General features: G+C 40.9%; 22 protein-coding genes and 1 tRNA gene. 15 read left to right on the forward strand and 8 right to left on the reverse strand.

Translation table 11 applies throughout. The features are described from left to right. Nucleotides 1-242 precede the first annotated feature (242 nt). A complete protein-coding gene (locus B879_RS02960) occupies nt 243-1,064 on the reverse strand; it encodes an alpha/beta fold hydrolase (RefSeq protein ID WP_009183659.1) in 822 nt (273 codons plus the stop codon). Nucleotides 1,065-1,294: 230 nt separating this feature from the next. On the opposite strand from B879_RS02960, the gene B879_RS02965 reads away from it, so the two are divergent. From B879_RS02965 to B879_RS02985, 5 genes are all read left to right on the forward strand, one after another. Continuing rightward, nucleotides 1,295-1,915 (forward strand): TetR/AcrR family transcriptional regulator, encoded by a 621-nt coding sequence (locus tag B879_RS02965; RefSeq protein ID WP_009183660.1) that lies wholly within the window; start codon nt 1,295-1,297, stop codon nt 1,913-1,915. Continuing rightward, the gene (locus B879_RS02970) at nt 1,899-3,257 is read left to right on the forward strand and encodes a TolC family protein (RefSeq protein ID WP_009183661.1); all 1,359 of its coding nucleotides are present in this window, start codon (nt 1,899-1,901) and stop codon (nt 3,255-3,257) included. Before B879_RS02965 ends, B879_RS02970 begins: the two co-directional genes overlap by 17 nt. Nucleotides 3,258-3,283: 26 nt before the next feature. Then, nucleotides 3,284-4,411, forward strand: coding sequence for an efflux RND transporter periplasmic adaptor subunit (locus B879_RS02975; protein WP_009183662.1), 1,128 nt, complete (start codon nt 3,284-3,286; stop codon nt 4,409-4,411). 7 nt (nt 4,412-4,418) lie between these two features. After that, nucleotides 4,419-7,826 carry an efflux RND transporter permease subunit gene (locus tag B879_RS02980; RefSeq protein WP_009183663.1) on the forward strand — a complete coding sequence of 1,136 codons (3,408 nt, stop codon included), beginning with the start codon at nt 4,419-4,421 and terminating at the stop codon, nt 7,824-7,826. 175 nt (nt 7,827-8,001) lie between these two features. Then, nucleotides 8,002-8,502 (forward strand): UpxY family transcription antiterminator, encoded by a 501-nt coding sequence (locus tag B879_RS02985; RefSeq protein WP_009183664.1) that lies wholly within the window; start codon nt 8,002-8,004, stop codon nt 8,500-8,502. A gap of 8 nt (nt 8,503-8,510) precedes the next feature. On the opposite strand, the gene B879_RS02990 is transcribed toward B879_RS02985, so the two are convergent. The 6 genes from B879_RS02990 to ligA form a co-directional block, all read right to left on the reverse strand. Then, nucleotides 8,511-9,227, reverse strand: a complete 717-nt coding sequence (locus tag B879_RS02990) for a hypothetical protein (protein WP_009183665.1) — start codon at nt 9,225-9,227, stop codon at nt 8,511-8,513. 27 nt (nt 9,228-9,254) lie between these two features. Further along, a complete protein-coding gene (gene xseB, locus B879_RS02995) occupies nt 9,255-9,455 on the reverse strand; it encodes an exodeoxyribonuclease VII small subunit (RefSeq protein WP_009183666.1) in 201 nt (66 codons plus the stop codon). After that, nucleotides 9,445-10,761: an exodeoxyribonuclease VII large subunit gene (gene xseA, locus B879_RS03000; protein WP_009183667.1), complete on the reverse strand. Its 1,317-nt coding sequence runs from the start codon at nt 10,759-10,761 to the stop codon at nt 9,445-9,447. Before xseA ends, xseB begins: the two co-directional genes overlap by 11 nt. 65 nt (nt 10,762-10,826) lie before the next feature. Next, a complete protein-coding gene (gene dapA, locus B879_RS03005) occupies nt 10,827-11,681 on the reverse strand; it encodes a 4-hydroxy-tetrahydrodipicolinate synthase (RefSeq protein WP_009183668.1) in 855 nt (284 codons plus the stop codon). After that, on the reverse strand, nt 11,675-12,187 hold the full coding sequence (locus B879_RS03010) for a DUF6913 domain-containing protein (protein ID WP_009183669.1): 513 nt from the start codon (nt 12,185-12,187) through the stop codon (nt 11,675-11,677). The genes dapA and B879_RS03010 overlap by 7 nt, the downstream gene beginning before the upstream one ends. Nucleotides 12,188-12,190: 3 nt before the next feature. After that, the gene (gene ligA, locus B879_RS03015) at nt 12,191-14,647 is read right to left on the reverse strand and encodes an NAD-dependent DNA ligase LigA (RefSeq protein ID WP_009183670.1); all 2,457 of its coding nucleotides are present in this window, start codon (nt 14,645-14,647) and stop codon (nt 12,191-12,193) included. 145 nt (nt 14,648-14,792) lie between these two features. Here ligA and B879_RS03020 point away from each other — a divergent pair, with 145 nt between their 5' ends. The 8 genes from B879_RS03020 (at nt 14,793) to B879_RS03060 (ending at nt 24,241) form a co-directional block, all read left to right on the forward strand. Next, entirely contained in the window at nt 14,793-15,425 is a 633-nt protein-coding gene (locus B879_RS03020) for a TetR/AcrR family transcriptional regulator (RefSeq protein ID WP_009183671.1), read from the forward strand. A 38-nt stretch (nt 15,426-15,463) separates the two neighbouring features. After that, the gene (metG, locus tag B879_RS03025; RefSeq protein ID WP_009183672.1) at nt 15,464-17,524 is read left to right on the forward strand and encodes a methionine--tRNA ligase; all 2,061 of its coding nucleotides are present in this window, start codon (nt 15,464-15,466) and stop codon (nt 17,522-17,524) included. Nucleotides 17,525-18,009: 485 nt separating this feature from the next. Further along, nucleotides 18,010-19,437 (forward strand): circularly permuted type 2 ATP-grasp protein, encoded by a 1,428-nt coding sequence (locus tag B879_RS03035; protein WP_009183673.1) that lies wholly within the window; start codon nt 18,010-18,012, stop codon nt 19,435-19,437. A gap of 25 nt (nt 19,438-19,462) precedes the next feature. Continuing rightward, complete coding sequence (locus B879_RS03040) at nt 19,463-20,443, forward strand: alpha-E domain-containing protein (RefSeq protein ID WP_009183674.1); 981 nt, start codon at nt 19,463-19,465, stop codon at nt 20,441-20,443. Then, entirely contained in the window at nt 20,443-21,186 is a 744-nt protein-coding gene (locus B879_RS03045) for a proteasome-type protease (RefSeq protein ID WP_009183675.1), read from the forward strand. Before B879_RS03040 ends, B879_RS03045 begins: the two co-directional genes overlap by 1 nt. Beyond that, the gene (locus B879_RS03050) at nt 21,183-22,022 is read left to right on the forward strand and encodes a transglutaminase family protein (RefSeq protein ID WP_009183676.1); all 840 of its coding nucleotides are present in this window, start codon (nt 21,183-21,185) and stop codon (nt 22,020-22,022) included. Before B879_RS03045 ends, B879_RS03050 begins: the two co-directional genes overlap by 4 nt. 491 nt (nt 22,023-22,513) lie before the next feature. Next, on the forward strand, nt 22,514-23,767 hold the full coding sequence (locus tag B879_RS03055) for a metallophosphoesterase (RefSeq protein WP_009183677.1): 1,254 nt from the start codon (nt 22,514-22,516) through the stop codon (nt 23,765-23,767). Between the two features lie 69 nt (nt 23,768-23,836). Next, on the forward strand, nt 23,837-24,241 hold the full coding sequence (locus B879_RS03060) for a DUF4174 domain-containing protein (RefSeq protein ID WP_202949577.1): 405 nt from the start codon (nt 23,837-23,839) through the stop codon (nt 24,239-24,241). A 407-nt stretch (nt 24,242-24,648) separates the two neighbouring features. On the opposite strand, the gene B879_RS03070 is transcribed toward B879_RS03060, so the two are convergent. After that, nucleotides 24,649-25,065: a CBS domain-containing protein gene (locus tag B879_RS03070; RefSeq protein WP_009183680.1), complete on the reverse strand. Its 417-nt coding sequence runs from the start codon at nt 25,063-25,065 to the stop codon at nt 24,649-24,651. Between the two features lie 276 nt (nt 25,066-25,341). Between B879_RS03070 and B879_RS03080 the strand changes: the two genes are divergently transcribed. After that, nucleotides 25,342-25,415, forward strand: a tRNA-Pro gene (locus tag B879_RS03080). A 261-nt stretch (nt 25,416-25,676) separates the two neighbouring features. Continuing rightward, the gene (locus B879_RS03085; RefSeq protein WP_157231506.1) at nt 25,677-25,910 is read left to right on the forward strand and encodes a hypothetical protein; all 234 of its coding nucleotides are present in this window, start codon (nt 25,677-25,679) and stop codon (nt 25,908-25,910) included. The last annotated feature ends 6 nt before the right edge of the window (nt 25,911-25,916 follow it).

Genomic DNA, 25,916 nt, shown 5'->3' on the forward strand with positions numbered 1-25,916 from the left:
AAAACAAAGGTTTGCTGCTACCCTGCTATGTTTTCTATGTCGTTATGTGGCGGATTTTTTCAACCCCAAACATAGTATATATAGTTTTCCATAAGCCAACTGTCTGGTTATAAAAAGGCTGGGTGTCGCCAATTTATCCCCAATGCATGGGACAAGTTGTATTATCGGTCACTTTCCCAATTAGGAGAAGGATCTCCTCTATTTTGGGAGACCCCCCGAAAGGATCGGGGCAAGCTTTCGCATCACTCAGAACGAAGTACATTTCTGTCATTGGAGGATTTCAGATAAGCAGCTGTTTCTTCGATCAGGGAATTGTGCCCACATTCCAGTTCCACTGTTTTGAGATGGGCTATTTTTGAACTGAATTTTTCAAGGTTTGCTGTGGTGATCATCATGTCATATTTTCCCGTCACCAAGGTGATAGGGGTTTGGTTCAACCGGATTATTTTGATGATACTTCCCAGATCAGGCTGGAGAGGTTTGAAAACATTCCAGGTAAAATAAACCTGTGCCCTCATGGTTCTGGTATGCATCTGGGATTTAACGAATTTCATGATGGAGCTCTGAAGTAATCCCAGACTGTTTAATACCTCCATGGTCTTGAAAAACCTTTTGGGGTGAAATACTACATGTTTGAAGATTCGATTTAGAATGCCGGGAAAAGTCGCCATGTTGTACCAAAAGCCGGTTTTGATCCCATCCGGCGCCATTAAAAGCAAAGACTTGACATGACAAGGGAAGAGTTCGTACGTTAATAATGAAAATTTACCTCCCATGCTGTATCCGATCAGGTGAAATCGGTCAAATCCTTCTTTTTCCATCAATTGTATCAAAATAGATCTCCATATTTCTTTCGTCAATTTTTGATTGATGGATTTCCAACTGCTCTGCCCATGATAGAAAAGGTCAAAGACCAAAAAGGTCTCATTGGGTTTCCTTAAGGGGATAAAGGTATCGTATGCCTTAAGGTTTTGCCCAAAGCCATGAAAAAGTAAGGAAACCTCGGGACCATTTCCGTATTTTTGGTAGGCCAAATGCCCAAAAGCTGTTTCCAAAAATTCCATATGACTAATTGACTTTTTTGATTCTTTTGTAAATCTATATTTGAGCAATTTGTATTGCTCTTAGAGGTGTGTACAAGTAATTTAATTTCGTTTAATAAAATTAAACCGAATTTTTTATAAAACTGGTTATCCTTATTATATCATAATGTTAATAAAATTTTCAAAAAAAACTAAGGAAACTTTGAACTTTCCAGTAGTTTCCAGAGTTTTGTCCTGAAAATCAAGAAAATTTGGAGACTAGAGACAAGATCATTGAGACCGCCAAAGAGCAGTTTATGCGTTTTGGAGTACGGTCGGTAACCATGGATGACATTGCAAGGCTTGCCGGTATTTCAAAAAAGACCATTTACCAGGAGTTTTCGGATAAAAACCAATTGGTTTTTGATACTTTCTCGAATGCCTTGCAAGATGATATTATAAGACTCGAGCATTTGCCAAAGATAAAAGATGGGGTAATTGAGCATTTGGTGGGGCTTACCAATTTTATTCGGCAGCGTTTTGGGGATATGAACCCCATGATCATGAACGAGATACAGCGCTATTTTCCGCAGTGCTGGCAGTTATTCGAAGATTTTAAAAAAGATTATGTATTGAAGGAAATAATTGAACTGTTAGAAAAAGGTAAGGAAGAGGGGTATTTCCGGATGGAGATCAATACAGAGATCATTGCTTTGATGCGCATGGAACAGATGATGTTCATTTTTGATCCCATCAAATTTCCTCCTTCAAAATTCAATGCTGTAGATCTACAATTGGAACTATTTGAACACTTCTTACATGGAATTTTTACAGAAAAAGGAAGAGAAGCCTATTTAAAACAAAAGAACCAGTACAATGAAAACCACAATTAAAACGCTTCTTGGCCTCCAATTGGTCCTAATGGCGTTCATTAGTCCATTCCAACTCTCTGCCCAGAATGTGGTGGAGTTGTCTTTGGAAGAGAGTATTCGCTATGCTTTAGAAAATAATGTGGATGCGAAAAATGCACAATTGGAAACATTGATAGCTAAGGCTACCGTAATTGAAAGGAGGTCACAGGGTCTTCCTCAAATCAATGGGAATGTTGATTTCACATTCAATGCAGCAATTCCTGTGGTCTTTTTTCCTAATGAAGGTCCTTTTGCAAACCCTGAGAGCGAATTGGATGTTGTCGCCTTGCGTTTTGGTGTGCCGTTATCTGCCAATGTAGCCGTTCAAGCTACCCAGATGATTTTTGATGGTTCTTATTTTGTAGGCCTTCAGGCAGCCAAAACTTACAAAATGCTTACCGAATACGATAGGGTTAAAACTGAAATAGATGTAAAGGAATCAGTTAAAAAGGCCTATTTCTCTGTTTTGGTAAATGACCAAAGAAGGGTATTGGTTGAAGCAAATTTGGGTAGATTAGATTCTTTGCTTAAGGAAACCACTGCCTTATTTGAAGCTGGATTTGTAGAAAAAATTGATGTGTCCCGGATAAAAGTACAAAGGAACAATATCAAGACTGAGTTAGATAGAGTTATTGCTGCGACGGCAATCAGTGTAGAACTATTCAAAATCCAAATTGGCTTGCCCACTGATCATTTTGTATATCTGAAAGAATCCCTTGAAGAGCTTCAGGATTTAATAGAGGTGAATTCTTTAATGGAAATTGAAGGTGCTCGTCGCGTTGAATTGGATCAGGTAAGAACCAATATTGATCTCGTAAAACTTGACCTAAAAAATAACATGGTTCAGTATATTCCCAGGCTTTCTGCCTTTGCAACTTTTCAAAGAAATGCAGCAGCTCAAGAATTTGGAACCTTATTTCAACTTGACCGCTGGTTTACGGGTGCATTTATAGGTGGGACTTTAGCTATTCCCATATTTGATGGTTTATCCAAAAGTGCCAGGATACAACAAAATAGGGTTCAAATAAGGCAATTGGAAAACCAGGAGAAATTTCTAGAATACAATATTGAATTAGAAAAATTTCAAGCCAAAGCCAATTTAAAAAATAGCCTTTCGGCCCTAGATGTTCAATCTGAAAATATGGAATTGGCAAGAGAAGTGTTCAGAATGGCCAAAATCAAATATGAAGAAGGTGTAGGCTCAAATTTGGAAGTGATTGAAGCAGATTCAGCCCTAAAGGAAGCCGAAACCAATTATTTTTCTGCCCTTTACGACGCCCTGATCGCAAAAGTCGATTTGGAAAAAGCCTTAGGAATCCTTTAAAGAACAAGAAAAAATCAGCAAATCATATGAAAACAACATACATATATCTTTTCCTTTCCCTGATCATTTTGACTTTTTCCTGTGGGGAAAAAGATGAGTTGGGCCAAAAGAAAGAAGAACTGTCCAAATTGAAAAAGGAGGCCACGGCACTTCGGGCTGCCATTGAAAATTTAGAAAAAGAAATTGCCAGCCTTGATCCGGAATTCGGAAGACAGAACCGTAGATCGATTTTAATTTCTACCCTAAAGCCGGAAAGGACCCATTTTGAGCATTTTGTAGAGGTGTCTGGTTCGGTATTGTCCAAAAAAAATGTATCCATTAGTGGTGAAGTTTCCGGAAGAATACAGGAGATCAAAGCAGTGGAGGGAATGCGCGTCCGACAAGGGGAGGTTTTGGCCAGAATTGATGCGGAAGCCATTTTGAGAAATATTGATGAAGTAGAGAAGCAATTGGAATTGGCAAGTATTCTTTTTGAGAAACAGGAGCGACTATGGAACCAGCAGATTGGTACTGAAATCCAATATTTAGAAGCAAAGAACAGGAAAGAATCTCTGGAGAAAAACCTGGCATCTCTGAAAACCCAGGAATCAAGAACTGTGGTCCGTGCCCCTTTCAATGGTACGGTGGAATCTGTATTGGTTCGCTTGGGAGAACTTGTACAACCAGGAACGCCTATGTTCCAGTTTGTTGGAGAAAGTGATTTGTTTGTAGAGGCCGATGTCTCTGAGCGCTTTGTTGGCATTGTGACACAAGGTGACTCAGTGGAGATTTCCTTTCCTTCCATACAGCAGCTGTTAAAAACTAAAGTATCGGCTGTAGGATCCATCGTCAATCCCAACAACAGGACTTTCAAAGTGGAGGTTTTTCTTCCCCGAATTCCAAATGTGAAACCAAATATGGTTTCTATTTTGAAAATCAAGGACTATGAAAATTCGGATGCAGTAATCATTCCCAATTACCTGATCCTGCAAGACAATCAGGGTGACTATGTTTTCACCGTAGAGGATAATGTTAGCAAAAAACGCTATATCAAAAGGGGTAGGGTTTATAAGGACCGTGCTGAAATCCTGTCGGGTTTAGAAGGAACAGAGACCTTGGTGGATAAGGGGTTTAGAGAAGTAGGAGATAATTTCAACGTAACCATTGTAGAATAATTTTTTTATGGCAGAAATGGAAGAGAAAAAGAAAGGGCTTATCAGGGAGTTTGGTATAAGTTCCCTGTCGGTCAATAACCAGACCTCTGTGGTTATTTTAGTGGTTATTATAACAGTATTGGGTTTACTGGCTTACAGGACCATGCCGAAAGAGAGTTTTCCGGAAATTGTCATTCCTACAGTTTATGTTGGGACTTCTTATCCCGGAAACTCTCCTGTGGACATGGAGAATTTGATTACCCGGCCCATTGAAAAAGAATTGAAGTCGATTAACAACGTCAAAAATATCAAATCAACTTCAGTTCAGGATTTTTCATCTGTGGTTATTGAATTTAATCCGGGTGTAGAGATTTCAAAAGCCATACAAGATGTAAAAGATGCAGTAGATAAATCCAAAAGTGAGCTGCCATCTGACTTGGATAGGGAACCTGATGTGATTGAAGTCAATACTTCTGATTTTCCGATCATGAATGTCAACCTCTCGGGCAATTACACAGAAGAAGAGCTCAAAAAATTCGGTGAGTATTTGGAGGATGAGATTGAAAAACTTCCGGAAATTTCCAAGGCGGAATTAAGGGGTACCGTGGAGAGAGAAATCAGAATTGATGCTGACATTTTTAAGATGGAGGCGATGGGCGTTTCCTTCAGTGATATTTCTGATGCTGTCTCTCAAGAGAATGTTACCATTTCCGGAGGTAATTTACTTACTGGTGATTTCAGGAAAGCCCTTAGGATTACCGGTGAGTTTGAAAGTCCTTATGAGTTGAATGAAATCATCATCAAAACAGAAAACAGTAAGATTGTTTACCTGTCTGATGTGGCCGAAGTAACAGATACCTATAAAGAGCGGACTAGTTATGCCAGAAGCAATAAACTTCCCGTGGTAACAGTCAACGTGGTCAAACGTTCTGGGGAGAACCTACTGGATGCGTCTGATAAAATCAAGGCCATTATCGAAAGGGCGAAAAGGGATAGGTTTCCTCAGGATCTGGAAGTGAGCATTACCAATGACCAGTCCAAAACCACCCGTTCACAGGTCAACGATTTGGAGAACAGCATCATTTTCGGGGTAATTTTGGTAGTTTTGGTTTTGATGTTTTTCCTTGGTTTTAGGAATGCGCTTTTTGTCGGGATAGCCATTCCGCTTTCCATGTTCATTTCTTTTCTCATTCTAAATTCACTAGGTATCACGCTCAATTTGATGGTGCTTTTTGCCCTGATATTGGCTTTAGGGATGTTGGTAGACAATGGTATTGTGGTGGTTGAGAATATTTACCGCTTGATGCAGGAGGGGAAAAGTCCTGTCCGGGCGGCCAAAGAAGGAGTAGGAGAGGTGGCTTGGCCAATCATTACTTCGACAGCTACTACCTTGGCGGCATTTATGCCTTTGGCATTTTGGGATGATATCATCGGGGAATTTATGAAGTACCTGCCCATTACACTGATCATCGTGCTTTCTTCTTCTCTTTTTGTAGCCTTAGTGGTCAACCCTGTTTTGACTTCATTGTATATGAAAGTACAGGATGTCAACATGGACAAGCCAAAGAAAAAGAACTTGATGGTTGCTTTAGTTTTTGCCGTAATGGCCATCATCAGCTATATAGCGGAATGGATTGTTTTCGGTAATCTTTTTATGTTGGTAGCTTTGTTGACTGTATTTAATGTTTTTGTACTTCGTTCAGCCATCCGGTGGTTTCAAAATGTTTTTTTGGTATTTTTGGAAAACCTCTATGAAAAAACATTGGGCTTTGCTTTAAGAGGTAAAATGCCTTACCTGTTTTTTGGGGGAACGGTACTCTTATTGGTACTTTCTGTAGTGCTTTTAGGGGTAAGGTCGCCACAAATTCTGTTTTTTCCGGATAATCAGCCTTCCTTGGTGAATGTTTTCATTGAAAAACCTATTGGTACGGATACAGAAGCAACAAATACCTTTATGCTTTCTATGGAAGAGGATTTGTTGGCTGTGCTGGATCCATATGAAGACATCATTGAAGCTGTCATCACCCAGGTAGGTGAGGGGACAGGTGACCAATCAGCTGGCCCTAGCTTAGCCAACACACCACATAAAGCTAAAGTAACGATCAGTTTTGTTGAATACCAGTTTAGGAATGGTGTGAATACCAACAGGGTGATGGAGGAAATCAGAGAGCTGGCGGATAGGTATCCAGGTGTATTGATGACCGTCAATAAGCAAACTGCTGGCCCTCCGGTAGGCAAACCCATCAATATTGAAGTCAGTGGCGAGAACTTTGAAGAATTGATTGCTTATGTAACCAATTTCAGGGATTATCTGTCCTCATCCAATATCCCCGGTATTGAAGAGCTCAAATCTGATTTGGAACTTGGAAGTCCGGAGGTGGTATTGAATATCAATCGGGAGACAGCGAGGCGCTTTGGCTTATCCACAGTGACCATTGCCAACGAGTTGAGGACAGCTTTATTTGGATTGGAAGTTTCCAAGTTCAAGGAAGGAGAGGATGATTATCCAATACAACTCAGATTAAAAGATGAGTACAGGTATGACATTAATGCTTTGATCAATAAAAAAATCAACTTCAGGGATAAATTCGGCAATAAAAAGGAAGTGCCCATATCAGCTGTGGCCGATGTACAATATGGGTCCACTTATGGGGCGGTTAAGCGAAAAGACTTGGAAAAAGTAATCACCATATTTTCAAATGTTACAGATGGTTATAACCCAACTGAAATCAATAATCAGTTAAAGGCTTTGGTAGCTGAATATGATGTGCCGGAAGGAATTACGGTGAGATTTACGGGTGAACAAGAAGAACAGGCGAAATCTACTGCCTTTTTGACCAGAGCCCTATTTACAGCTGTTTCTGTGATCTTTTTGATCATTGTTGCCCAGTTTAACTCTGTGACTACACCCTTTATTATCATGGCCTCAGTCGTTTTGAGTACCATTGGGGTATTCCTTGGGTTGGTGATTTTCAATATGGATTTTGTGGTGATAATGACCGGGATTGGAATCATCTCCCTGGCCGGGGTAGTGGTAAACAACGCCATTGTATTGATTGATTATACCAATTTGGTCAGAGAAAGAAGAAGAGAGGAATTGAATACGCCAGAAGATGAATTTCTACCCTATGATGAATTATTGAGTAGCATCATTCAGGGGGGGAAAACCAGGCTTAGACCGGTACTGCTAACCGCTATCACTACTGTTTTAGGACTTATACCATTGGCGATTGGTATGAACATAAACTTTGGTTCTTTGTTAAGCTCTTTTGATCCGCAGTTCTTCGTGGGAGGCGATAATGCTGATTTTTGGGGGCCAATGGCTTGGACCGTAATTTTTGGTCTAACCTTTGCCACCTTTTTGACGTTAGTAATCGTACCTGTCATGTATTTATTGGCGGATAAACTCAATATGGTGATTCGTAGAATAAAATAGCATGATTAAATAAAGGTTGGTGGTTTTTAAATGTGTAAACCCTTGGGATGTTATCTCAAGGGTTTTTTTCTTTTATTATGACATTAAAAACACTTTTTTAAAAATTCATGCTTGGTATAATTTTTTGAGATTGATTATTGTTAACTTTGAAAAATAAGTGGAAAAGTAATTTTTTATGACCGATTTGAAATGGTATGTCTTGTATACCAGTTCCAGAGCAGAAAAGAAAGTTGCACAGCGGCTAATTGAGCAAGGGCTAGAAGTATATCTTCCCTTGATTGAAGAATTGCGTCAATGGTCCGATAGGAAAAAGAAAGTGCAGAAGGCACTTTTTAACGGGTATTTATTTGTCAAAACCAGTAGGCCTAATCTATGGCAGGCACTTCAGGTACCCGGTGCGGTTAAGTTTGTGCATTTTGCAGGAGAGCACGCCACAGTTCCTGAAAAAGAGATAGAAACGATCAAAAGGATCCTAGAAACAGGTGTGGCGGTTGAGACGGATAATTCTGAAATAGAAGCTGGCCAGATAGTCAAAATTCTTGGCGGACCGCTGCAAGATATGGAAGGGGAGTGTATACAGAAAGGCAATAAAGATTATTTCATCATCCGAATTCCCGGAATCAGCCAAAATATGATGGTCAATATTCCCCGAAAATATTTGGAAGTCGTAGGGTAAAGGTGGTTTTATCTCGGGCTGAGGTATTTACGAATGACCAATTGTGCCTGCATCAAATGATCATTTCTGTTTTGTGTGACGTTATTGCCATCAATCTTATCTGAAAATGTAAAAATCATGCTTCCTTCCAGGGCAAGATCCCAATATTCATTTAAAGTATAACTTATGCCACTTCTAAAAGTTAGGGTGGGTGTCAACACAGTGGCCCTGCGTGAAACTGCTGTTGGCTCCAGGCTAAAGGTTTGCTGGGTAACTGCATATAATGCGCCAAATCCAATGCCCAGATACAGATTGAAGTCTGGTCTTACCATGTGGTGAAAAACCGGTGCAAGGTTTATCATGGGCATAAAATCTACATAATAGGAAACACCATTAAAACTTACCGCTTGCTCTTTTTCCAGCCATCGGTCCACCAAAGATGGGGTGGGGTTGCCTCCGCTTTCGATCCACTGTATGCCTGAAGTGGCCCGAAAGCTGAAATGATCTGCTAACCTTTTTTCATAGATCAGAGAAAAAACAGGGTTCCACTTAAAATTATAAATGCTGTATTGCCCACCATTGTCTGCATAAATAAAAGATGGGCCTATGCCAAGGGCCAAGGTTTCGTTACGGGGTTGCTTTTCCTGATAAAAGCCCTGTGCATAACCATTCAAATTTACAATTAAACAGAAAATTAAGGCTATTACAATACTAAATTTTCCTGTATTCGGTTGATTTAACATCATGGACTTTGTTTTTTTATTTCCCATGACTTATTCTTCTGTGTCCTTTAAAGCCTGAATGATTTCTTCTTCGGTCATCCTCAACTTATTTTTACATTTTTTGACAAGTTGTGAGGCTTCTTTTACCAGCTCTGAAAGTTCGTCCATGCCTTTTTCTCCTGATTCCAGAAGGCTTACAATTTCTTCAATTCTATGTATGGCTTTGTCGTAGCTGAAAGTATTATTTTCCATAGTTTTCCAATTTTATTACTTTACTTCTTATTTTCTGTTTGAGGCCAAAAGTTTCTATTTCATCTCCTTCCTTGACCTGTGCCTGATGGATGGGGATACCTTTAATTTCTGTCCTGGTGTACCCCATTTCCAAGAAACGCTGTGGGTTCAGTCTTTGCAGGTCTTTTTCCATGGTATCCAGGTGTTCTTTACCTCTTTGGATACGGAGCAAACTGCTTTTTTCCAGGTTAAGGTTCAGGTTATTCAATCTGATCCGGCTTAATTGAAGAGGTTGGGCGGCTAAAGTCCTGATCTGCTTTAAGGTATAATGCAACATTTCCCTTCCCTTTTGAAGGTTGAAGGTGGCTTGCTGTCTCATCCTGTGTTCCAGGTCCCTAAGTTTTCTTTCTTCCGAAAACAGCACTTGTTCCGCATAGCGCTGAATCTGTTTCCAGTGCCACTCCAATTGCTCTTCAAACTCCAAAAAACCTGAAATTAGAAATTCAGCGGTTGCTGTAGGTGTTTTCATTTTGGTATGGGCCACTAAATCAGCGATGGTTTCATCTCGTTCGTGACCGATTCCTGTGATTACAGGGATTGGGCTTTTTGCCAATTCACGGGCTAGATCCTCATCATCAAAACAGTCAAGGTCCAATTGGGCCCCTCCTCCTCTGATCAGTACCAAGGCATCGAAAGATTTAGTCATGTGTTGGCTATAAACCGCTTGAAGGGCAGCAATCAGGCTATTTACTGCTTCATTGCCCTGTAGTGTAGCTTGGAATAGATGATGCTGCACCTGATAGCCATATCGGTTATTTTGTAGCTGTTTGACAAAGTCTCCATATCCGGCAGCTGTGGCTGAGGAAATCACAGCTACTTTTTGGGGCACTTTTGATAATTTCAGGGCTTTGTTTTTCACCAATAAGCCTTCCTTGGATAGTTTTTCTATAATTTCCTGTCGGACCCTTGCCCTTTCACCCAAGGTGAAATCAGGATCTATATCCCGGATATTTAAACTAAGGCCATATACCTCATGGAAAGTTATGGAAACCTGTGCCAATACCCTCATTCCGCTTTTTAAGGGTTGACAGGTAATGGATTGAAACTTTGAAGCTATCCCCCTGAAGGTATAAGCCCAGATATTGGCCCTCATTTTTGCAGCAATTTGCTGCCCTTGTTTTTCCACCAGGTCCAGATAGGCATGCCCCTGTCTTCCCTGATTGAGTTCGGCAATTTCTGCAATCACCCAATACACAGGATCCAACTGGTTTTCCAGTGTGTCTTTGACCAAAAGGTTCAATTCTAAAAGTGAAAGGGCCTGTTTCATGTAAAAATTATTTTTTTAAGAAGTTGACCGATTACTCAGTCAACTTCTAATTTAATTGGTTTTCATCAAATTTTATATTTCCTGATTCTTTCTTTTAGACCATCTGAACCTTTAACCAAAGGCAATCGCACAGCATCACCGCAAATACCCAGTTCTTTCATCAGGTATTTTAAGCCTACAGGATTACTTTCTTCATACATCATAGGGTTGATATCCAGTAGTTTAAATGCAGCCTTCTTGGCGGTTTCCAGGTCGGCGTGACAGATATCCCTGAAAATATCCGGGTAGGCATTGGCCAATACGGAAATGACCCCATGTCCACCAATGACACGCATAGATGGGGTAAGGATATCGTCTCCTGAAATCAACAGAAAATCTTCCGGCATTTTGGCAGCAATGCGCATGCATTGGGAAAGGTCACCGCTTGCTTCTTTGATACCGATGATATTAGGGTGCTTGGAGAGTTCCAGGGTAGTCTCGAAGCTGATATTGGACATGGTCCTGCCTGGGACATTGTAAAGGATTACAGGAACAGGACAGGCATCGGCCAAAGCCCTGTAATGGGATATGATGCCAGCCTGTGAGGGCTTGTTGTAATATGGGCTTACAGAAAGTATGGCATCTATTCCGCTGAAATCGGTTGCCTGGATTTCATCTATCAGGCCTTGGGTGTTGTTTCCTCCAAGTCCATATACGATGGGTAGTTTTTCTGCATTGTATTTTAAAACCGCTTTGAGTACTTCCCTTTTTTCCTCTTTTGTTAGGGTGGCAGTTTCTCCTGTGGTTCCCTGGACAACCAAGTAATCCGCCCCACCGGCTATGACATGGTCGATTACCTTTTTTAGACCTTCAAAATCAATGGAAAAGTCATCGTGAAAAGGGGTGATAAGGGCTACGCCTGTACCATTGAATTTTAGCATGCTTCTTTTATTTTATTGAGGTAATTAATTAAATGTTGGATATTTTCATTCAAGTCATCAGAATCCTGCGCCAACATAAGATCCAGAAATGGGCTGTTTTCTTCCGAATAGAAGCCCAATTTAAAGCCTGTTGGATTTGAGAGCAGCAAATAACGCAAATAGGGGTTTAGGTGTAAAGAGGGAACCAATATGATATCCAATTTTTCGTTGACAAAGGCGTCCAAATGGCTTTTATGTCCACCCAAAATTGTGAAATGATGGGCTGATACGGCTGATACCTGTGGTACCGATTGGTTTTTTTCCTCCTCGAAGAAAAAACCAGAAATACTTACTTTATATCCCCATAAGTTTCGAAGGTATTCCTTCGTTTGCTCAAAGTCCGTTTCCGAAGCTGCAAGGAGTCCAATGGATTTGATCTGCTCCGGAAGTTGAGCAGTTCTTTTTCCTAGTTTTTTAAGTTTGGCGTCCACTTGTTTCTGGACCATCTTCTTTTTCAACCACTTCATACTTTAGGATTTCATTCCGACCATTTCAAGGAATTCGGCTTCTGATAGCAATTTCACACCGAGTTTTTCAGCTTTTTCTTTTTTACTGGGGCCCATATCTTCTCCTTCAATGATGAAATCCAAGGACTTGGAAACCGCCTTAAGGTACTGCCCTCCATTGGCTTCAATAAATTGAATAATCTCATCCCTCTTGAAATGGTTCAATTTTCCTGAAGCCAATATTTTCATGCCTTTAAGGATTTCACTTTCTAAAGTTTGGGTAGAGGCTTCTGTCTCAAATTTCAAACCATGGCTTTTCAGGCGCTCTATTATGGCTCTGTTCTCAGGGTCTTTGAAATATTCCTGAGTGCTGTGCACCAAAATTTCTCCTACACCATTAATGGCCAAAAGATCCTCAGTGCCTGCAGCAGCCAGGGCATCAATGTTTTTGAAATGCCTGGCCAGTACCTGTGCTGTATTTTCCCCAATATTCCTTATGCCCAAAGCAAAAAGTACTTTTTCAAATGGCTGATTCATGGAAGCTTTGATGCCCTCCAGCATGTTGGATATGACACCTTCCTGAAAAGTGTTTGCCTTCATTTTTTTAATCCGGTCTTCCTGCTCACTGCTCAGGGGCAGGTTCAATTTCAAGAGGATGCCGTGCACGGTATTTTCATGCATGCATGCTGATGTCAATTTTTCCATCGAAATCCAATTGCCTACAAGTACATGCAGCACTGCCGCCACTGGCAGATAGTCTTCCATTTGGGGGAGGTGGCCTGAGGACAGGGTTTCCTCTAGCTTTTTGATGGTTCCGATGTTTTGCGCTACTTTTTTGTTGGAGGTTCGGATAAACAATTCGAAGCTGGACAAAACTTCTTTCAATGGTTGTTCAGCATGTCTTTCGGTAAATTTTTGAATGGCTGATAAGGAAATTCCCTCTGTCAGGGCAAAAAAGGCTTTGGGCAGCGAAATAAACAGGAAGCCATCATCCGATTTTTGGTATTGATCCTGACTCATTTCCAGCCCCAGGAGCTGCTCAGCTTGGCTTTCCAACTCATAAAGGTCAGCAAAGTTTTGAATATAGCCTTGATCTATGAGCGTTTTGATCCTTTCAGTACCCAAGGAATCAATGTCCATGGCACGCTTGTGGACAAAGTGTTCAATTCTTCCGAGTACCTGGGGCGGACAGCTTTTGGCATTGGGGCAAAAATGCTTGGCCTCGCCTTCTTTTCTCTGTAAAGGGGTCTCACATTCAGGGCAGTGGTCTATGTATTTGATGGCTGTTGCCCCTGCTTTTCTTTTATCCAGAGATACTGCCGTAATCTTTGGAATGATTTCTCCGCCTTTCTCAACGAAGACCGTATCTCCTTCGTGTAGTCCTAACCTTTGTATTTCGTTGGCATTGTGCAGGGAGGCTCTTTTCACGGTGGTTCCTGCTAGTTGCACAGGAGTTAGGTTGGCCACAGGCGTAATGGCGCCGGTTCTCCCTACCTGATAGGTTATGGATAGCAACTCACTTTCAGCACTTTCTGCCTGGTATTTATAAGCTATAGCCCAACGGGGTATTTTGGCGGTAAAACCGAGCTCTTCTCTTTGTTCATAATCATTGACTTTCAAAACCACGCCATCTGTATCCAGCGGCAGTTCAAAGCGTTTGTTTTTCCAATTTTCGATGTATTCAAATACCTCTTTGATAGTCTTACATTTGGTGTAGGTGGGGGAGACGTTGAATCCCCAGCTTTCAATCAGGTGAATGGCTTCATCGTGCTGACTCACCCCGATATCCTCTCCTAAAAGTTGATAAAAATAACAATTAAGCCTTCTCTTGGCTACAATGGCACTGTCCTGCATTTTGACCGTGCCCGATGCGGCATTTCTGGGATTGGCCAAAAGGGCCTCTCCATTGGCCTCTCTTTCCGCATTGATTTTATCAAATTCTTTTCTTGGAAGGAAGATTTCTCCCCGAACTTCCAGTTTTGCCGGTATGTTGCTTCCTTTGATATGGAGGGGGATGTTTTTAATGGTCCTGATATTTTCCGTGACCACATCTCCTTTGGTGCCATCTCCACGGGTAACGGCCCTTACCAAGCGTCCATTTTCATACACCAGGCTTATGGCTACTCCATCAAATTTCAGTTCGCAAAAATATTCATAATTCCGATGTCCCAATCCTTTGGCCACTCTGTCGTCAAAGGCCTGCAGTTCTTCGGGAGAATAGGTGTTGCCCAAAGAAAGCATGCGGTATTCATGCTGGGCAGTTTCAAAAACTTTGGTGATGGTGCCACCTACGCGCTGACTGGGACTATCAGGGTCCAGTAATTCAGGAAAGGCTGTTTCCAATTTTATCAGTTCCTCGAGCAATTGATCAAATTCAAAATCTGAAATTTCAATTCTGTCCTCTTGGTAATACAAGTGGTTATGGTAATTGATTTGCTGGGTCAGTTCTTCTATTCTCGATTTGGCCTGCTCTGGATTCATACGCTTCAAAATAAAATTAAGGCTGTGGGTCCAAAATTAACTGATGTCCAAAGAATCACCAAGGAATACATGATCTACCCTGCTTTTTATTTGATGGCTATGGAAATCTTTAGGATTGACTATATTTGAGGCCTATTAACCTATGATGAGTAAAAAAGTAGATATCGAAGTAAAAATTCTGGATTCAGCCTATAAGCTTTTCCTGGATCAAGGCTATAAAAACACCACCATGGACGACATTGCCCAATCCCTGTCCATGAGTAAAAAAACTTTATACAAGTATTTTCCGGGGAAAATGGAGCTCTTGGCTGCCTCATTTGAGATTCTGAAAAACAGGCTCTCCATTAAAGTTCAGACCTTAGTGGAAAATCCATATATTTCTTATACAGCCAAACTCAAGTCCATGCTTACTGTGGTAGCTGAGGATCTGGCACAAATTAACCCCGAACTTCTGGAAGACCTAAGAGAACATGCTCCCGCCATATGGAAAGAGCTGCAGGAATATATCCGTGAATCAGCCTACCTGCGTTTTCAAAAACTCATACAAGAAGGAGTGGATAAAGGTTTTGTATCACCCAATATCAATGTAAGTTTAGCCGTTTTGATGTATGCTTCAGCCATACAAAATCTTATTGACCCTAAGTTTTTATCCCAGTTTCCTGCTGAGATGAAAAATAAATTGGAACTCAATACTGCTGAAATTTATGATCAGGTAGTTCAGGTTATTTACCACGGAATTTTGACTGATGAAGCTAAGCAGGAATTCAAGAAAGTTTGATCCCTTTTCAATCCCGCAAATCCCTATCTTTGCAACCCATGAAAAATAAAGCATTTAAAAGATATACTGTTACATCAGCTTTGCCTTATGCCAATGGCCCACTTCATATAGGCCACTTGGCAGGCTGTTATATCCCATCCGATATTTATGTCCGTTACCTGCGTTCCAGAGAACGTGACGTAGCCTATGTTTGTGGTTCTGACGAACATGGGGTAGCCATCACCATCAAGGCTAAGAAAGAAGGTGTCAGCCCACAGGAAGTAGTAGACCGCTATCATGAAATGATGAAGGAAAGTTTCAGGGAGTTTGGGATCAGTTTTGATCACTACTCCAGAACATCCGCAAAGATTCATCATGAAACGGCCTCTGAATTTTTCAAAGACCTGTACCAAAAAGGAGAATTCTTAGAACAAACCACCCAACAATATTTCGATGAAGAGGCAGGGCAGTTTTTGGCTGATCGTTACATCGAAGGGACATGCCCGAAATGCGGGCACGATGGGGCCTATGGCGATCAGTGCGAAAAATGTGGTTCTTCGCTCAGCCCAACAGAACTTATTAATCCAAAATCTAAGCTCTCTGGCAGCACACCTGTGCTGAAGGAGACCAAGCATTGGTTTTTGGATTTGGCCAGGTACACTGAATTTCTGAAAAATTGGATTTTGGTAGATCATGCTTCTGATTGGAAAAACAATGTATTGGGACAATGCCGCTCCTGGTTGGAGGCCGGCGATGGGCTACAGGCCAGGTCCATGACAAGGGATATGGATTGGGGTATTCCGGTACCTGTGGAAGGGGCAGAAGGAAAGGTTTTGTACGTTTGGTTTGATGCCCCGATTGGCTACATTTCCTCTACGAAGGAATGGGCTGCGGAGAAAGGAATTGATTGGGAGCCTTATTGGAAAGATGAAGATACCAAACTGGTGCACTTTATAGGCAAGGACAATATCGTCTTCCATTGTATCATTTTTCCGGCCATTTTAAAAACCCATGGAGGCTATGTGCTCCCTGATAATGTACCCGCCAATGAGTTCTTGAATCTGGAAGGAGATAAGATATCTACTTCCAGGAATTGGGCGGTGTGGTTACATGAATACTTGCAGGATTTCCCTGGAAAACAAGATGTTCTACGCTATGTCTTGACTGCCAATGCTCCTGAAACCAAGGACAATGATTTTACCTGGAAAGATTTTCAATCCAGGAATAATTCTGAATTGGTGGCCATATTTGGGAATTTTGTAAATAGGGCCGTTGTCCTGACACACAAGTTTTTTGAAGGGAAGGTTCCAGCACTTGGTCAATTGGAGCAGATTGACAAGGGTGTTTTGGAGGAAATGGCTGCTTTTCCAGAGAAAATTGCCAGTTCGATTGAAAGATACCGATTCAGAGAGGCCCTTTCTTTTGTGATGGATTTTGCCCGTATGGGAAATAAATACCTGGCCGATACAGAACCTTGGAAAGCCATCAAGACCGATCCTGAAAGAACAGGTACAGTGTTAAATATTGCCTTAAACATCGCTGCCAATCTGGCCTTAGTAGCCGAGCCCTTCCTTCCTTTTACTGCTGGGAAAATGTATGGTATGCTTGGGTTGGAAGGTCTTCGATGGGAAAAGGCTGGAAGTGCTGATTTGCTGAAGTCAGGTATCAGCATTCAGCAAGCCACATTACTATTTGACAAAATCGAAGATCAGGTGGTGGAAGCACAGGTCAATAAATTATTGGAAGCCAAGAAAAAAAATGAAATGGAAAATGCTCAGGCAGCACCTATGAAGGACATTATCACTTATGATGATTTTGCTAAGTTGGATATGCGGGTAGTAAAAGTCTTAACCGTTGAACCTATGCCAAAATCCAAGAAATTGTTAAAGCTGACGGTGGATACCGGACTGGGGCAGCGTACGGTACTTTCCGGTGTGGCAGAGCATTTCAAACCGGAAGAATTGATCGGTAAGCAGGTTGTGATGCTGATCAACTTGGCACCTAGGAAGATGATGGGTATCGATTCAGAAGGTATGATCCTGATGGCTGAAGACAGAGACGGAAGTCTGAAATTGCTTCAGCCGCATCAAACAGTTTTTAATGGGGCTACGATTTCTTGATGGTTTTTTCCTGGTCACCATTGACAGAAATGTACGTCACTCTGAGTGAAGCGAAGATTCTCCCATAGTAGAGAAGATGCTTCACTATGTTACCATTGACAGATTTATGAATTGCCCCTCGGCAAGCTCGGGGAACGGAGAATATTGGTTATTAAGGAGGGGGAATGGAAAGCGGCACAGCCGCTTTCCATTCCCCCTCCTCCCAAAAAGAAGATACCGGTGGCCGAGCTTGCCGAGGCCGAATTGGGGTTACCTTGGTGTCATTGCCTTTCTGTAAATGCCAAATTTAAAAACTCAGCATGACGATTCAAAAACTGTCATTTCTTTTTCTGGGTATTCCCCTAAATGTTAAATTCTCAGGGTGACGCTTCCTCCTATCTGTCTACTCATTAATATTTCCATGAACTAACACTCTCTTCTTTTTTTGATTTTCAAGGAAAAAATCTTAGCTTGATAGGCTATATTTATTTATTGATTTTTGAAAAATGGATACTAAAAATTACCAGGTTGGGGATAATTTTGATGAAATGTTTACAGAAGAGGGTAAATGTAGGGCCCATTACTCTGAATTTCTCAAACATTTAAAAAAAACAAGTCCAAAAAAGATATCTCATCTTCAGCATGCTGCCAATAAGAATCAGGTAGCCATGGGCATGACTTTCAATGTCTATCATGACAATCAGGGCATCGAAAAAATCCTGCATTTGGATATCGTTCCCCGCATCATTGCAAATCAGGAATGGAAGCACTTGGAAGCTGGGTTGAAGCAGCGGATTTATGCTTTGAATTTATTTATCCATGATATATATAATGATCAAAAAGCCCTAAAGGATAAGATTGTTCCTGAAGATTTGGTGTTGGGAAGTAAGGATTACCTGAAACCATGTATTGGACTGAATCCACCAAAAGGCATTTGGTGCCATATTACCGGGACTGATCTGGTGCGTAACAAAGACGGCAATTATTATATTTTGGAGGATAACCTGCGCTGTCCATCTGGGGTATCCTACATGTTGGAAAGTAGGGAAATCATCAAGCGGGCCTATCCTGATTTGTTTAATCAGTTAGGGGTGATGCCCGTTTCTGATTATCCGGTGAAGTTGTTGAAAATGCTGCAGTTTATTTCTAACAAAGAAAAGCCGGTAGTAGGGGTATTGACTCCGGGGATTTATAATTCTGCGTATTTTGAACATTCTTACTTGGCTTTGCAAATGGGCGTGGAGCTGGTGTCCGGTGTGGACCTGATCACCAAAGGAAAGAAGGTATACATGCAGACCACCAAAGGGCTGGAGCAGATTGATGTGCTTTACCGAAGGATAGATGACACCTTTTTGGATCCCCTTACCTTTAATCCCCATTCTTTGTTAGGTGTGCCTGGGATTTTTGAAGCCTACAAAGCTGGTAATATTGCTTTGGCCAATGCTCCCGGTACAGGTGTGGCGGATGACAAAGCAGTATATGCTTATGTGCCCAAACTGATCAAGTATTATTTGGGCGAAGAACCTATTTTACATAATGTCCCTACCTATCTCTGTCGAGAAGAAAAAGACAGACAGTATGTGTTGGATCATATCGAAGAACTTGTGGTGAAAGAGACCAATGCTGCCGGGGGATATGGTATGCTTATTGGACCAAAGGCCACTAAATCAGAGCACACAAAGTTTCGCGAATTAATCAAAGGTAATCCTACCAATTATATTGCCCAGCCCACCTTGTCCTTGTCCACCGTGCCTACCTGGACAGAAGATGGTTTACAGGGAAGACATGTTGACCTGAGGCCGTACATCCTTTACGGGGAAGAAATTGAGGTGATACCCGGTGCCCTAACTAGGGTAGCTTTAAAAAAAGGCTCTTTGGTAGTCAATAGCTCACAGGGTGGAGGCAGTAAGGATACCTGGGTTTTGTACAATTAATGTTGAATGTTAGAAAAGATAAAATATGCTAAGTAGGGTTGCGGATTCTATTTATTGGTTGGGCAGGTATTTGGAGCGTGCTGAAAATTATGCCCGGTTTATTGATGTAAATTATAACCTGATGCTGGACCTGCCTCCTGATTTGAAGGCTCAATGGGAACCTTTGGTCTATGCTACCGGAGATCAGGAGCTGTATTTGCAAAAGCACCAAGCTTTTGATAGGAGGGATGTGGTGCATTTTCTTGCATTTGATACAGAAAACCCTAACTCCATCGTATCCAGCATCAATTTTGCCAGGGAAAATGCCAGGGTAATCAGAGAAAATCTGACCAAGGAAACATGGGAAAAGCTGAATGGCCTGTATCATTTTGTGCAGAAAAGTGCCGATAAAAAGGAATGGACCAAGGAAGACCCTAGGGCATTTTTTGATGGAGTTAAAAATCAGATTTTGTTGCTCTATGGTCTGGCAGACAGTACAGTGGCAAGGACTGAGGGTTGGTACTTCCGGCAATTGGGGCTTTTTTTAGAAAGGGCAGATAAAACCAGTAGGATAGTGGACGTGAAATACCATATTCTGCTACCATCTCCCAACTGGGTGGGGACTCCACTGGATTTTTTGCATTGGACGGCGTTATTGAAATCCGTAACTGCATTCAACACCTACAGAAGGCTTTATGGAAACATTGAGCCCTCCAAAGTTGTGGAGTTTTTGTTGTTGAATAAGTATTTTCCAAGATCCGTTTTTTATTGTCTAAGGGAAGCAGAGAACTGTCTGCATAAAATTTCGGGTAATGCAGATACAGGATACAGGAATACTGCGGAGAAGGCTATTGGAGAATTAAGGTCTAACTTGGAGTTTACAGATGTTTCAGAAATCATCGATACAGGGCTTCATGAGTATATTGATGTCCTGCAGTTGAAAATAAATCAGGTTTCTAACAAAATCCATAGCAACTTCTTCCAAATTAAGGATAACTTTAGCCAACAAAACAGCATGCAGGAATAATGACCTTTTGTTTAGGAATCAAAACCAAGTACGGTATAGTGGGACTTTCAGATACCCGGATTACTTCAGGAACAGAAACTACAACTTCTAAAAAAGTTTTTACCGTCAATAGGGAGAAGCATTCCTTTTTCATCATGACTTCTGGTTTAAGGTCGGTAAGGGACAAAGCCATTACTTATTTTACAGAAGTTATTGAAGATCAGGACGAAGATTTCACGAAACTTTACAAGGCGGTCAATGAATTTGGGCATCAGGTAAAGCGGGTAGCATTGGAAGATAAAGCAAACTTGGAGGAGGCAGGTCTGAATTTCAATTTGTTTTCCATCATTGGCGGGCAGTTGGAAGAGGACAAGACACCCAAATTGTATTTGCTATACCCTCAGGGCAACTGGATTGAAATCAGGAGGGGTACGCCTTTTGTTTCAATAGGTAATACAGGTGCCGGTAACCCTGTATTGCGCAGGTCATTACAGTATGAAGATTCCTTAGATTACGCCATGAAATGTGCTTTTCTGGCTTTTGATGCCACCAGGATTTCAGCCAATGATGTGGATTATCCTATTGATACGGTGGTATTGGAAAATGACCAATACCATACCATTGAAAGGAGGTTTGAGCAAAAGGAACTGGAACATATTTCGAGTTTTTGGAATCAAAGAATCAAAGAAGCCATAAAGGAATTGCCGGCCGATGTCCTGGCCAAGGCCTTTCAGGACATTTCATTTGCACCCGAAAGTCAATGAAACTTGAAATCCAACATTTTACACAGTATCGTTATTCGGAAAAGGTGGTTTTAAATCCCCATTTATTGTTTTTGATCCCTCAGCAACGCAGCTATTACACTATAGAAAAATCCAGGATTCAGTTTTTTCCAGAGGCAGATGCGGTCCATGAGAGGATAGATATGCTGGGTAACGCCCATTTTCAGAGTTGGTTTCAAGGAGAAACAAAAAGCCTTTCCATTGAGGTTGATTACATTATTGAACTCCATACATTTAACCCTTTTGGTTTTTTGTTTACAGAATTTATTGCTTATCCGTTTTCTTTTTTTGAATACAGTCCAGAAAGGTCTTTATTTCTTCAGCCCTTTCTGCAGACAGAAAAAAGTCAGGAGTTGACCCAATATGTGACCCATTTTGTCAGTAAATCTAAAGATTTGGTGTCTTTTCTTTTTTCCCTAACAGAAAGTATCCACGGCAACTGGGCACATATCATCCGGCATGAACATAACCTTTGGTCTCCGTACTTTACTTTTCAGCAACAAAGAGGGTCCTGTAGGGATCTGAGTTGGATGCTTGTCCATATGTTGAGAAATATAGGATTGGCTTCCAGATTTGTAAGTGGCTATGCTTTTAATCCAGAACTTACTGAAGGGCATGAATTACATGCTTGGGTGGAGGTTTATTTGCCGGGAGCGGGCTGGATTGGGCTTGATCCTAGTTTGGGGTTGTTTACCGACAACCTGTACATTCCATTGGCTTCTGGATATCATCCTGATTTGGTAGCTCCCGTTCAGGGAAGTTTTGGCGGGGTGGGGACTTCTGAGTTGAAGACAGAAGTGTGGATCAGACATTGTTAAAGGGTATAGGTGAAAGGCGGGTGAAATGTAGAATGATGAATTAAGAGTGAGGAATGCGTGTTAAAAGTTCAGAGTTCAGGGGTTCAGTGTTTTACGAATCATGTAAGGTACTTCAACTTTTGACATTGAACCATTGAGGATTTAAGGGATTTAGGGATTCAATGAGGGGGTGGGGCGAGGAGAGAAGCGAGAGACGAGAAGCGAGAGTTTAGAGATAAAGGCGAAATGGTATGGCGGATTTCGTAGGTTTTGAGGTTATTGTACTAGAAATCAAATACAAAGAATCTACCAAAAAAATAAGAGACTCCCCGAAAGGGTCAGTGCGGGCTTTATCCATTTAAACCACCAAACATATAAAGGGCACTTAAATGAAATTGGAGAAAGTTGGAAGGAAAAAGGTTTAAGGAAGTGAAACAATTTTAAAAAGACTCCCTTTTTATTGAACATTTTTTGAGGCAATCCTGTATTTAATGGGAACAAATAAAACAGCTATGAATTTATTGGGGGCTTCGATTTTTATCATTGCCATATTGCTTTTTTCTACTTTCTTAAATTGGTATGTTTTTCAGGCAGTAAAAACCCTTTCTCAATCCTTAAGTATTGAAAAAAATAGAAATGTCATCCATGTGGTGTATTGGTTGATTTTTGGTGGCATTTCCCTTTGGTATGTGGCCACTTTTTTAAAAGTCTTTATCACAGGAGAGTTTACATTTTCTACACAAACCCTTTTAAATGTGTTTCTTACTGTAGTGGTAACGCAAATGACTTGTGTGGTTTTTCTTTTTTCAGAGGATATTTACAGAAATATCTTCGCAGGGATCACCTATCTAAGAGAAGGATCAGGAAATTTTATATTTCCCAACAGAAAGCTTTGGGTCAGTGGACTGGCTTTGTACATTGCCATGATTCCCTTTTTTGGATTTTTATATGGAATGGCATTTGGAAAACACAACTTCAAAGTACATAAAGAGGTACTTTATTTTGAAGATTTGCCGGAAGCGTTTGACGGGTTCACCCTTACCCAGATTTCCGATATCCATATTGGAAGTTTCAAGAATCCCAATCACGTGCAAAAGGGTATAGATCTGGTGCTGGAGCAGAAGTCTGATCTTTTCGTATTTACAGGTGATCTGGTCAACCATCGTGCTGATGAGATAGAGCCCTTCATTGCGCAGTTTTCAAGCATCAAAGCTCCATATGGGCAATTTTCCATTATTGGCAACCATGATTATGGGGATTATATTCCCTGGCCAAGTAAAGAAGAAAAGGAAGCCAACTTTGAATTATTTGTTGCCAAACATGAGAAAATGGGTTGGAGGCTGCTACGGGATGAAAGTGTCAGGATAGAAAAAGACGGGCAGTTTTTACAATTGTTGGGTGTTGAAAACTGGGGAGTTGGTTTTGGGGCAAGGGGCGATTTGGAGCAGGCTTTGGCGCAAACCGATATCGATGATTTTAAAATCCTGCTTTCCCATGACCCTTCCCACTGGGACCAACAGGTAAAAAAGCATGAGAATACCATTCATTTGACCTTATCAGGACATACCCATGGGATGCAATTTGGTATAGAGACACCAATCATCCGGTGGAGTCCCGTTCAGTACCGATATCCCAATTGGGCAGGGCTTGCAGCATATGAAGGCAGGTACCTTTATGTGAACAGAGGATTTGGTTTCCATGCCTTTTCGGGTAGGGTAGGTATTTGGCCTGAGATTACCGTCATTGAATTGAGGAGGAAGGTGTAAGGCGCTGAATGAATGTATTTTAAATAACAAAAATTATCCCATCCCCGTTATGATAGTATGCCGTATTTCATGTTGATTTTTGTTCTATTTGCTTTTTGGCCAAAAGAAAAACCTAAGACCCTTGAGGATTTTCGTTGGAAAAATCGTCTTTTACTTTATTTTGGGCAGGAGATTGAAAAAGGCTGGAATATTGAAGATAATTTGGCGGAAGAGATAAATGAAAGAAAATTGGTTTATTTGGTATTTACAGACAGTTTGATCAGTAACCAAGAATTGGATTTTTCTAAAGAATATATTATAAGTCTGCAAAAAAAATACGCTATGGGAGCCAAGGGTCCCTGTTGGGTCCTGATAGGTCTGGATGGTGGTGTGAAAATGAGAAAGGAAGATGTTTTAGGTTGGGACCTTGTTTTCAAAACTATCGATGCTATGCCTATGCGTCAATCGGAGATAAGGAGAAGAGGTAAGCTTTGAATCAGGTAGTTGATTTATTTTGATGGCTTAAGATAGAGGCTCGGTAGATTTTTAAGTCAAGAGAGGGGTTCAAAAATCTTCAATTTTAGGTAAAAAATACCCTGTACTGGGTATTTTTTTGCATTAAGCCTTGGTGTATTTTTGAAAGAATAAGTTAATAGTTATGAGATTCTTTTATATTTCCACCCAAGCCGACAAAAATAATATGTTTGAAATACACGAAAGAGAATGTGCATACCTTCCCAGTTTGGAAAACAGGGAGTACATTGGACTTTTTAAAAATTCAAAAGAGGCATTGAAAAAATCCATACATGCTCATCCAAATGCCTCTTTATGTGCTCATTGCTGTAACCTCTAGGGCTTAAAGGTATGACCTACCGTCATTCTCCTATGAATGAAGTAAGTGATTAATATTGCTCCAACATGTATTTGATTATATCAGTTGTGGTCACAATACCCTTAAGTTCCTCACCGTCAACTACCGGAAGGGCATGAAACTCTTCATTGGCAAATATCTCCGCCACATCCCTGATCGAATCATTGGAATTTACCATTTTGGGTTTGCCGGTCATCACTTGGGGCACAGTAAGGATTTCCAAAACTGCTTCATCTGCTCCTTCTTGATTTTCAAAAAGGGCTCCAAAGGTCAATCGGTTGATATCTGTCCGGCTTATGATTCCAGATACTTTATTGCCGTCCAGAACAGGGATATGTCTGATTTTGTGTTTCCTAAATAAAGCGACCACCTCTTGTAATGGGGCATTTTCTTGTACGGAGTACACTTTGTTGGTCATGATATTGCTTACAGGCTCTCTCTTTTTCATGGCAAAAGGGTTTGGTTATTTTCTTACTCGAAATTATTTCAAAACAATGACTAAAACCCTGATAAAAATCATTTCAGGGGTTGATTTTTGGTTTTATAAGAAAATAATTCCCCAGTAGGCGTTAAACTTTTAAAGTTGTACTCTTTAGTGCGGAAAACAATAAACATTTTACTATTGTAAATCAGGGAGATAAAAATCAGAACTGTGCCTCTGCTTTGAAATAGCAAGCCATAAGTTTGATAAAAAGGTTTAAGCTTCTTAATTTCGTCCACAATTCGGGGTGTAGCGCAGCCTGGTAGCGTACTTGCATGGGGTGCAAGGGGTCGCTGGTTCGAATCCAGTCACTCCGACAAGATTAAAAGGTTGTCTCTTTATCGGAGGCAGCCTTTTTTTTCATAGCACTGCGCAGCCTGATAGCGTATCCCGAGGGGTGTCAGGAGGGTCGCTGGCCTGTCTGCCGCCAGGTAGATTCGAATCCAGTCACGCCGACATAAATCGAGCTCACAGAAATGTGGGCTTTTTTTATTTTATTGTCAACGTTTTTAGTTTTTACTCGTCTTGGAATTATATTTTGTATCCTAGGTTATTTTATGATGAAAAATTTCATTTTTGTGCTATTGACTCTATTAATGGCTTCTTGCTGGACAAGAGATAGGTTTTCTGAAGCTTATTACCCTTCCGATCCAGTGGCTTTTGATGCCGTCAATTCAATTTTTGATGACATCAATTCAGATATTTCCAGGTGGTATATCATGGATGATAACCTGGTACTTACTTTTTCTTCCGATAGACCCGGTGGAAAGGAAGGTTTCGACCTGTATTATGTAGGTTTTTCTGATTTTTAATTTAAA

Origin of the sequence: Cecembia lonarensis LW9, from assembly GCF_000298295.1 — a bacterium.
GTDB lineage: Bacteria > Bacteroidota > Bacteroidia > Cytophagales > Cyclobacteriaceae > Cecembia > Cecembia lonarensis.

What these genes read in the sequence shown, in the direction of transcription:
- B879_RS02960 (WP_009183659.1), bottom strand. Translation starts at nt 1,064, where the DNA reads ATGGAATTTTTGGAAACAGCTTTTGGGCATTTGGCCTACCAAAAATAC.
- B879_RS02970 (WP_009183661.1), top strand. Translation starts at nt 1,899, where the DNA reads ATGAAAACCACAATTAAAACGCTTCTTGGCCTCCAATTGGTCCTAATG.
- B879_RS02975 (WP_009183662.1), top strand. Translation starts at nt 3,284, where the DNA reads ATGAAAACAACATACATATATCTTTTCCTTTCCCTGATCATTTTGACT.
- B879_RS02980 (WP_009183663.1), top strand. Translation starts at nt 4,419, where the DNA reads ATGGCAGAAATGGAAGAGAAAAAGAAAGGGCTTATCAGGGAGTTTGGT.
- B879_RS02985 (WP_009183664.1), top strand. Translation starts at nt 8,002, where the DNA reads ATGACCGATTTGAAATGGTATGTCTTGTATACCAGTTCCAGAGCAGAA.
- B879_RS02990 (WP_009183665.1), bottom strand. Translation starts at nt 9,227, where the DNA reads ATGATGTTAAATCAACCGAATACAGGAAAATTTAGTATTGTAATAGCC.
- xseB (WP_009183666.1), bottom strand. Translation starts at nt 9,455, where the DNA reads ATGGAAAATAATACTTTCAGCTACGACAAAGCCATACATAGAATTGAA.
- xseA (WP_009183667.1), bottom strand. Translation starts at nt 10,761, where the DNA reads ATGAAACAGGCCCTTTCACTTTTAGAATTGAACCTTTTGGTCAAAGAC.
- dapA (WP_009183668.1), bottom strand. Translation starts at nt 11,681, where the DNA reads ATGCTAAAATTCAATGGTACAGGCGTAGCCCTTATCACCCCTTTTCAC.
- B879_RS03010 (WP_009183669.1), bottom strand. Translation starts at nt 12,187, where the DNA reads ATGAAGTGGTTGAAAAAGAAGATGGTCCAGAAACAAGTGGACGCCAAA.
- ligA (WP_009183670.1), bottom strand. Translation starts at nt 14,647, where the DNA reads ATGAATCCAGAGCAGGCCAAATCGAGAATAGAAGAACTGACCCAGCAA.
- B879_RS03020 (WP_009183671.1), top strand. Translation starts at nt 14,793, where the DNA reads ATGAGTAAAAAAGTAGATATCGAAGTAAAAATTCTGGATTCAGCCTAT.
- metG (WP_009183672.1), top strand. Translation starts at nt 15,464, where the DNA reads ATGAAAAATAAAGCATTTAAAAGATATACTGTTACATCAGCTTTGCCT.
- B879_RS03035 (WP_009183673.1), top strand. Translation starts at nt 18,010, where the DNA reads ATGGATACTAAAAATTACCAGGTTGGGGATAATTTTGATGAAATGTTT.
- B879_RS03040 (WP_009183674.1), top strand. Translation starts at nt 19,463, where the DNA reads ATGCTAAGTAGGGTTGCGGATTCTATTTATTGGTTGGGCAGGTATTTG.
- B879_RS03045 (WP_009183675.1), top strand. Translation starts at nt 20,443, where the DNA reads ATGACCTTTTGTTTAGGAATCAAAACCAAGTACGGTATAGTGGGACTT.
- B879_RS03050 (WP_009183676.1), top strand. Translation starts at nt 21,183, where the DNA reads ATGAAACTTGAAATCCAACATTTTACACAGTATCGTTATTCGGAAAAG.
- B879_RS03055 (WP_009183677.1), top strand. Translation starts at nt 22,514, where the DNA reads ATGAATTTATTGGGGGCTTCGATTTTTATCATTGCCATATTGCTTTTT.
- B879_RS03060 (WP_202949577.1), top strand. Translation starts at nt 23,837, where the DNA reads ATGTTGATTTTTGTTCTATTTGCTTTTTGGCCAAAAGAAAAACCTAAG.
- B879_RS03070 (WP_009183680.1), bottom strand. Translation starts at nt 25,065, where the DNA reads ATGAAAAAGAGAGAGCCTGTAAGCAATATCATGACCAACAAAGTGTAC.